Raw genomic sequence first — 8,642 nt, forward strand, 5'->3', positions numbered from 1 at the left:
GGAGCACGAGGCCCCGCGGGACGGTGTCCGGCGGGGCCTCGTGGTGAGCGTGCTGCTAGGGGGTCAGCGGGTGACGCGGACCCTCACGGTGTCGCTGGCAGCCGCGAAGCGCGGCGTGCCGGTGAAGGTGGCCAACAGGTCGTAGGTGCCGGGCTGGAGGCCGCGGACCTTGATCAGCGCCTTACCCTTCGTCACGAAGCCCTTGCCGACGACCAAGCTGCCCTTGAGCAGCTTGACCGCGCCCCGGGGCGCAGTGCCCTGGGAGCCGTCGCGCTTGACCGTGACGACGACCCGGGGCTGCTTGCCCGCCTTCGGGGTCGCCGAGACCAGGGTCTGGACCTTGCAGATCGACACCTTGATGTCATCGACGTACCAGCCGTCGAGGCCACCGCAACCGTCACGACCCATGTCGAAGCGGATGCGGACGTTCTTGCCCACCTTCGCGCCGAGCTTCTTCAGGTCGATGATCGAGGTGCCCCACGAGCCGCGGTTCTCGCCGCCGTCGGTGCCGGTGAAGCCGTCCTCACCCGCGAGCGGGCTGGTGTTGCCGGGGGCGACCTCCATCTGGGCGCCCGGTGCGTTGAAGGCGTAGGCCTGGGTGGGGATGACCTTGAAGGGCTTGCCGCCCACGCTGTACTTCACGTTGCCACCGTCGTAGCCGTATTCCGTGGCTACGTAGTGCTTGAACGACATCCGCGGCGAGAGGCCCGCCGGGATCGCGAAGGCAGGACTGGTGATCGAGTTGCGGCTCGACACGTCGCCCGCCGTGCCCGAGCAGTCGCCGGCCTCGGCCGGGTCGGGGGCGTAGGCGACCGTGGAGGAGTGGTTGCCGGGCGCGTCCGCGACCGTCTTCCACGAGATGCCCGAGGCGCCGTCGAAGACGACGTCCTCGGTCTTGTCCCAGCCCTTGAGGCCGTCCTCGAAGTTCTCCGACCAGACGGTCCTGGCGCTGAAGCCCTTGCCGCACAGCGACGGGGCGCCCTTGGTCAGCAGCGGCTTGAACTCGCATTGGGCCTTGGGGTCCAGGTTGAGCTCGACCGCGTCGCTCACCAGCGACACCGCGGTGCAGTCGGCGGCGGTGATGGACGTCGCCAGGACCGGGGTGGCCTCCGGCTCCAGGGTCAGCTCGTTGATCTCCTTGCCGAGCAGGTCGGTGCAGGAGGAGACGAGGCTCTCCGAGAGGTCGCTGAAGTCGGCGACCGGGAAGAGGTACTCGCTCTGCGAGCGCCAGAAGATCGCCGCGGCCTTGTCGCGACCGATCGCCGGCACGGTGACGTCGTTGTAGGTGCCGCCGTCGACGAGCAGGGCGAAGGTGTGGTTGACCACGCCGGAGTTGCTGTGCACGCCGCCGCTGTCGTCCGTGGAGCACTTGTACTCGGCGTCGGACACCTTGCCCGGGTCTCCGTAGCAGGTGGGGTTCCACATGTCGCGGATGGCGCCGCCGAAGGCCGGGTCGGCCTCGCCGGAGAGCCAGCGGTAGGAGTTGTCCTTGTCGGCCTGGTCGATGTCCTTGACCGTGACGTTGACCGTGGTGGTCGCCGACTTGATCTTGGTGCCGGTGTCCTGGCCGACCATCACGCCGTAGATGTCCGCGTCGCCCGAGGGGGAGAACGGGGGCTCGGCGACGTTGTTGCCGATCACGATGCCCTCGGCGCCGGCAGCCTCGGCCGCCTGTGCCTTGGCGCCGAACGTGCAGGTGCCACGGTCGACGTAGACGAACTTGCCGGCCATGGTGGCGGCATTGGTGAACGGAGCGCAGCCGTCGAGGGGAGCACCGACGACGACGTCGGCGGTCACACCGGTCTTGTCGAAGACCGGACCGAACGAGGCCGGCGCGGCGTCGCAGTCGCCCGCGACGTTCGCGGGGGTGTTGATGGTCAGACCCACCGCGCCACGCGTGAACTGTGAGCACTGCCCGGTGGTGCGCGGGGTGTTGGGCTGCTCGTTGTGGCGGTCGTTGAGCTGGTCGACGGTCTCGCCCCAGATGTCGGAGAACGCCTCGTTCATGGCGCCCGACTGCCACTGATAGATCAGGCCGGAGGTGTATTCGGTGTAGGCGTGAGCCCACTCGTGCGCCACGGTGTCGTCAGAGCTGACGCCCGCGCAGTAGTTGGTCGTCGAGCCGTTCCAGTTGGCGTTGGGGCAGTTGATCGACGGCTCGTTGTTGACCGTGACCATCGTGGCGCCCTGGTCGTCGTAGGAGTCACGACCGAACGCGTTCTTGAAGAGCCAGTAGGCCTCGCCCGTGCCCTGGACCTCGCTGAGCTGGTCGACGTCGAGGTCGCCTGGGAGGGCGTCGCCCTCCTGGTAGACCAGCTCGCGGTCAGTGGTGTCGTCACTCGGGTCGTCGGGCGTGCCCTGGTCGTTGACGGAGGCCTCGAAGAGCTTGCGGTCGAGCGCGTGCGCCATCATCGAGTAGCGGTTGACGATCTTGCCGCTGTCGGCGTCGAGGAAGACCATGTCGCGCACGGTGTCCGCGTTGGTGACCTCGAGGACGTAGACGAGGACGGCCTCGCCGGTCTCGCCGCGGGTCGAGCCCATGCGGTAGACCATCAGGTCGTTGCTCGCGACCTCCAGACCGGCCATGCGCAGGGTCGAGTCGGGCGTCGCCGACTTGGCCTTGACGATCGCCAGCGCGCGGGTCGCCGCCTCGTCGGCAGTGAGACCCGGGGTGACACTGAGGTCCAGGCCGGGTGCGGCGTAGCCGTTGATCGAGGTCAGGTCGCCGTCCTTGTCGACGTGGGCACGCAGCTGGGAGCCGAAGACCTCCACCCCGCGGTAGCGCTGGGTGTAGTCCACCGTCCAGCCGTAGCGGTCGGCGTTGACGCCAGACTGCTCGAGCTGGGCGGAGGTGGCGCCGAACGCTGCGGCGTACTCGTCGAGGTAGGCGCGGGCCTTGCTCGTGGCTGCGCGCGCCGATGCGCCGTCCAGTCCGGGGAGAAGGTCGCCCTCGCCCCCTGTCGCGCGGGCGAAGCCGACCTTGCCGGTCGCCCTGTCTGCCGTGATCTGCACGGCTCCCGCTGCCTCGCCCGACATGCGCTGGACGAGCGACTCCCCGGCGGGCGCCGGGGGAGCGGCTGAGGCCTGGAGCCCGGGCGTGGCCGCGAGGCCGGCTCCGAGCAGGGCCAGGCTCAGCCCTGTGGTGATGATCTTCACTTGTCGTTCCCTCCGAGTGGAATCAGCGGTGTGTCCTTGTGATCTGGCACACCAGCCTTCGACCCTAGGCATCCGCGGAGCGATGGTCCAGCACTGCCCCGGTTTTGCCGGCAATTTCCGCGTAGCGGGGCCTGTGGGCCGCAGGATCTGCTGGTGCGACCCGGCTGCCGCGCAGCTCGCGGGCGACACGCATGCTGTGATGCAAGTGACGGGTGGGGCTGTGGCCTACTTTGGTCGTATGGCGACCCGTACGTCTTCCCCGCCGGGGTCGCGGAGCAAGAGCACGTCTTCTTCCAGGTCGAGCAGTAGTGGACGAAGCGGTTCGAGCACCCGATCCAGCCGCGCCCGGAAGTCACCCAGCAAGACCCCGACGAAGTCCGCGAGCACGAGCGCCTCCAAGCGTCCTGCCAAGCGTCCGGTGGCCCGCAAGCCGGCGGCGCGACCGGCACCACGCGCCGTCCGCAACGGGACCGGTCCGGTCGCCCGGATGTTCATCGCCCTGTTCCGGGGGCTGAGCGCGGTGTGGCTGGGCATCGCCCACGGCATCGGTGCCACGGCGCGTGGCATCGGCCACACCGCCGGTGAGCTCGAGCCCGAGCAACGCCGTGACGGTGCGGGGCTGTTCCTCTTCGCGGTCTCGGTCGTCGTGGCCGCCGCCGTGTGGTTCCAGCTGCCCGGTGGCGTCATGGAGCTCACCCGGACCGTGGTCGAGGGCTCGGTCGGCAAGGTCGGCTGGTTCGTGCCGCTGCTGATCGTGCTCGCCGGCTGGCGCCTCATGCGTGACCCCGTCAGCACGGGTCCTGCGGGCCGTCAGGTCATCGGCTGGGCCGCCTTCGCCTTCGGTGTCCTCGGCATCGTGCACATCGCCAACGGCAGCCCCCAGCCCGCGGTCGGCGACAGCAGCAACCTCCAGCAGGCCGGCGGCGCCGTCGGCTTCGTGGTCTCCTCGTTGCTGCTCGACCTGCTCCAGTCGGCGTACGTCGTCGTGCCGGTCCTCGCACTCCTCGCCTTCTTCGGCCTGCTCGTCATCACCGGGACACCGCTCTACCGCCTCCCGCAGGCACTCCGCGACACCTGGGACCACCTCCTCGGCCGCCACCTCGACGAGGGCGACGAGCTCGACGCCACCCAGCCGATGCGCACCCGCGGCCGCGCCGACGTCGACCTGGAGCCCGAAGGCGACCCTGCCTACGACACCCCGGTCCTGGAGGAGAAGCCCAAGCGGCGCCGCAAGGCCGCCGACGCGCTGGACGTCGCCCTGGAGGAGGACGCCGGACTCGACATCGTCCGGCCCTCATCGACGCTCGTCGACGTGCCCGAGGACAAGGTCGAGCTCGAGCCGCCGCCGCACACGCCGATCCCGCAGCGGGTCGAGCAGCTCTCGCTCTCGGGGGACATCACCTACACCCTCCCGGAGAACGAGGTCCTCAAGCCCGGGTCGGTCCACAAGGCGCGCTCCAAGGCCAGCGACGAGGTCGTCGGTCGCCTCACCCAGGTCCTGGACGAGTTCGCCATCGACGCACACGTGACCGGCTACACCCGCGGTCCGACGGTCACGCGCTACGAGGTCGAGGTCGGCCCTGCGGTCAAGGTCGAGAAGGTCACGGCGCTGTCCAAGAACATCGCCTACGCCGTCGCCTCGGCCGACGTGCGCATCCTGAGCCCGATCCCCGGCAAGTCCGCGATCGGCATCGAGATCCCCAACCTGGACAAGGAGATCGTCTCCCTCGGCGACGTCCTCCGGTCCAACGTGGCCCGCTCCGACCACCACCCGATGGTGGCCGGTCTCGGCAAGGACGTCGAGGGCGGCTTCGTGGTCGCCAACCTCGCCAAGATGCCGCACCTGCTGGTCGCCGGTGCCACCGGCTCCGGCAAGTCGAGCTTCATCAACTCGATGATCACCTCGATCCTGATGCGGTCGACGCCCGACGAGGTCCGGATGATCATGGTCGACCCCAAGCGGGTCGAGCTCAACGCCTACGAGGGTGTGCCGCACCTGATCACCCCGATCATCACCAACCCCAAGAAGGCGGCCGAGGCGCTGCAGTGGGTCGTGCGCGAGATGGACATGCGCTACGACGACCTGGCCAACTTCGGCTTCCGTCACATCGACGACTTCAACAAGGCCGTGCGGGCGGGGAAGGTCGAGCTCCCGGCCGGCAGCGAGCGCCAGCTGGCGCCGTACCCCTACCTGCTGGTGATCGTCGACGAGCTTGCCGACCTGATGATGGTCTCGCCGCGCGACGTCGAGGACTCCATCGTCCGCATCACCCAGCTCGCGCGTGCCGCCGGCATCCACCTGGTGCTGGCGACACAGCGGCCCTCGGTCGATGTCGTGACCGGACTGATCAAGGCCAACGTGCCCTCCCGCCTGGCCTTCGCGACGTCCTCGCTCGCCGACAGCCGGGTCATCCTCGACCAACCGGGCGCGGAGAAGCTGGTCGGCCAGGGCGACGGGCTCTTCCTGCCCATGGGCGCCTCGAAAGCCGTGCGTGTGCAGGGCTCCTGGGTCACGGAGGCCGAGATCCACCAGGTCGTCAAGCACTGCAAGACCCAGCTCCAGCCGACCTACCGCGAGGACGTCACCGCGCCTGCGGCGGTCAAGCGTGAGATCGACGACGACATCGGCGACGACCTGGACCTGGTCATCCAGGCCATCGAGCTCGTGGTGTCGACCCAGTTCGGCTCGACGTCGATGCTCCAGCGCAAGCTGCGTGTCGGCTTCGCCAAGGCCGGTCGACTGATGGACATCATGGAGAGCAGGGGAGTGGTCGGACCGAGCGAGGGCTCCAAGGCCCGCGACGTCCTGGTCAAGCCCGACGAGATCGACGCCGTGATCATGACCTTGCAGGGGGAGTTGTGAGCGCCACGACAGACCAGGCCGTGCTCCCGGAGGAGTCCGCCGAGCCGAGCCGTACGACGGACCTCGAGGTCCGCCGGCACGTCCCGCTGGCGGCAGGGCTGGGCATCACCGGCTCGGTCCTGGCGATCGCCTACCTGGTGCGTGCGTCCGGCACCGGAGCCCCGCTCGACTGGGCGCTGTGCGCGCTGATGACCGTCGTGGGCGGGCTCAACCTGGCCGCACTGCTCGACGCCCGCTCGCCGTTGCTCGTCGCTGACGCCCAGGGACTGCGGGTGCGGCGCGGTCGGGTCTGGCACGGGCTGCCGTGGTCGGACGTCGACCGGGTCGAGCACCTCGCCCGCCGCGGCCTGCTGCGCGACGGACGCCTGGACGTCATCGGCAACGACGGCACCGACTGGGCTGTCCGCCTGGGTCTCGCGACCCGTGTCGTAGGTGCCGGCGACGACCTCGCCGAGGCACTGCTGGAGCGGTCCGACTGGACCGCCGACGTGGTCGAGATCGACCTGGTCCCGGCCCGCGTGGTCGCCGAGGACGACGAGGGCCACGAGGGCCACGAGGATGAGGCCGCTGCGGTCGAAGCCGAGCCCGTCGGGGTCGACGAGCCCGCGGAGCCGGTCGCCGAGGAGTCTCCGGCGGTCCCCGACACCGACGAGGAGCCGGTCGCCACCAGGGTTCCCGCGTTCGCCAGCCCGACCCCGGGTCCGCTGCGCAAGCTGGTCGACGCCGCCCGCTCCGAGAGCCGTCGTGAAGCAGCACCCGAGCCGGTCGTCGAGGAGCCCCGGCGCGAGACCGTGCACCTGATCGGCGCCGACGACCTGGCCCCGCAGACCGACGTCACGATCGTCATCGACGACGTGGTGTCCGCCCCGGTGCCGGACCCCGTGGTCGGCCCGCAGCTCGCGGCCGCCCGCAGCCGGATCGGTCTCGGCGTCGACCAGCTCGCCGAGCGCACCCGGATCCGTCCGCACGTCATCGAGTCCATCGAGGTCGACGACTTCGGACCGTGCGGCGGCGACTTCTACGCCCGCGGTCACCTGCGCACCCTGGCCCGGGTGCTGGGCGTGGACGCTGCTCCGCTCCTGGCTTCCTACGACGAGCGCTACGCCGACGCCCCCGTCGACCCGCGTCGCGTCTTCGAGGCCGAGCTGGCCACCGGGGCGCACGGCCCGATCCGGGGCACCCGCGGCGGCCCCAACTGGTCGGTGCTGGTCGCGGCCGTCATGGCCGTCGTGCTGATCTGGTCGATCGCCCGCCTGGCCATGGACGGTCCGGTGCAGATGGCCGACACCCCGCGCCTCAACCAGTCCAGCGGCATCAACAACGGCACCAGCAACGCCGGGCCCAAGGTCCCGGTCGTCCTGACCGCGACCGGCGGCGGTGCCGTGGTCGTGGTGCGCGACGGCAGCGGTGCGGTCGTCTTCGACGGTGACGTGGCCTTCATGCAGACCGTCGAGCTCCAGGTCACCCCGCCGGTGCGCGTCCAGTCGACCGACGGCTCGCTGACGGTGAGCGTCGACGGCGAGGATCGCGGTGCTCTCGGCGCGACCGGCCAGGAGTCGCAGAACACCTTCGTCGTGCGCGAGTGAGGCCGCGTCAGACGGTCTGGTAACGACGCTCCGGCCGTCCGGCGCCGCCGTACTGCAACCGCGCGACGACGGCGCCGCGCATCACGAAGTGCTCGAGGTAGCGGCGGGCGCTGACGCGGGAGATGCCCACGTGCTCGGCGCACTCCCCGGCGGAGAGCTCGACGGAGGCTTCCAGGGCGGTCAGGACGGCGTCGGCCGTCTCCTGGCTCAGTCCCTTGGGCAGCGGCTCCCTGCCGCGGCGCAGTGGTGCGAAGACGGCGTCGATGTCCTCCTGGTCGGCCGACCCGACGTTGGCGAGGGCGCGGTGCGAGCGGGCGAAGGCCTGGAGGCGAGTGCGCCTACGTCGACCAGCGCTGGGCCAGCCCCGAGCAGCTCGACGAGGTCCGCGCCGACCTCGAGGGCCGCGGGGTCACCGTCGAGGTGCGCCAGGTGGTGGCCCAGGACGTGGCCGAGGCCGTGCTCTCGGCGGCCCGTGAGGTCGACGCGACCCTGGTGGTGCTGGGGATCCGGCACCGCTCGCCGGTCGGCAAGCTGCTCATGGGCAGCGTCGCCCAGCGGGTCCTGCTCGACGCGGAGTGCCCCGTGCTCGCCGTCAAGCCAGGCAGCCGACCGCGTGTGGCTCGTCACTGACGACCGAGCAGGACCCCGCGTGACGGCGCCGTGCGGGAGCGGCGCATTTCGGGCTCTTGTGACTTATCCGTGGGTCATGGTGGGCTGGGGAGTGCTCGGCCGGGGAGTGCGGGGCGGTGTCCGCCGAGGTTGAGCATTGCGAGGGCGATGAGTGCGTCGGGTGATCGGAATCCGAAGGCGATGCGGGTGATGAGGCGGATCTTGGTGTTGACCGATTCGATGCGTCCGTTGGACAGGCCGTGCTCGATCGCGGCGAGGATCGCGTGTCGGTGTTTCACGATGCGTCGTTGGAGCTCGACGAAGGCCGGGAGCCGGCAGCGGCGGGCCCATCTGATCCAGGCCTCGAGTGCCTCGACGGCTTCGCCGTAGGGGAGTTGGAAGATCAGCCGGGGGCCTTCTTTGAGGAG

General features: G+C 70.2%; 6 protein-coding genes. 3 read left to right on the forward strand and 3 right to left on the reverse strand.

Annotated elements, in window-relative coordinates; genetic code table 11:
* Positions 1 to 63: 63 nt before the first annotated feature.
* Positions 64 to 3,156, reverse strand: a complete 3,093-nt coding sequence (locus BM204_RS20835) for a M4 family metallopeptidase (RefSeq protein WP_170259078.1) — start codon at positions 3,154 to 3,156, stop codon at positions 64 to 66.
* A gap of 238 nt (positions 3,157 to 3,394) precedes the next feature.
* Here BM204_RS20835 and BM204_RS20840 point away from each other — a divergent pair, with 238 nt between their 5' ends.
* Entirely contained in the window at positions 3,395 to 6,019 is a 2,625-nt protein-coding gene (locus BM204_RS20840; RefSeq protein ID WP_091117382.1) for a DNA translocase FtsK, read from the forward strand.
* Positions 6,016 to 7,605, forward strand: coding sequence for a helix-turn-helix domain-containing protein (locus BM204_RS20845; RefSeq protein ID WP_091117384.1), 1,590 nt, complete (start codon positions 6,016 to 6,018; stop codon positions 7,603 to 7,605). The genes BM204_RS20840 and BM204_RS20845 overlap by 4 nt, the downstream gene beginning before the upstream one ends.
* 7 nt (positions 7,606 to 7,612) lie before the next feature.
* Here the strand turns inward: BM204_RS20845 and BM204_RS23595 are convergent, their stop codons facing one another.
* Positions 7,613 to 7,870 carry a response regulator gene (locus BM204_RS23595; protein ID WP_369675313.1) on the reverse strand — a complete coding sequence of 86 codons (258 nt, stop codon included), beginning with the start codon at positions 7,868 to 7,870 and terminating at the stop codon, positions 7,613 to 7,615.
* Here BM204_RS23595 and BM204_RS20850 point away from each other — a divergent pair.
* On the forward strand, positions 7,849 to 8,235 hold the full coding sequence (locus BM204_RS20850; RefSeq protein ID WP_091117386.1) for a universal stress protein: 387 nt from the start codon (positions 7,849 to 7,851) through the stop codon (positions 8,233 to 8,235). The two genes, BM204_RS23595 and BM204_RS20850, sit on opposite strands and share 22 nt — an antisense overlap.
* A gap of 74 nt (positions 8,236 to 8,309) precedes the next feature.
* Here BM204_RS20850 and BM204_RS20855 read toward each other — a convergent pair.
* Positions 8,310 to 8,642 (reverse strand): transposase (locus BM204_RS20855; RefSeq protein ID WP_143099862.1); only part of this gene is annotated, 333 nt, incomplete at its 5' end.

The sequence above is a fragment of the Nocardioides psychrotolerans genome, assembly GCF_900113685.1.
In the GTDB taxonomy this organism is placed as follows: Bacteria; Actinomycetota; Actinomycetes; order Propionibacteriales; family Nocardioidaceae; genus Nocardioides; species Nocardioides psychrotolerans.

Coding starts and splice junctions, on each gene's coding strand:
- BM204_RS20840 (WP_091117382.1), top strand. CDS start 3,395: ATGGCGACCCGTACGTCTTCCCCGCCGGGGTCGCGGAGCAAGAGCACG.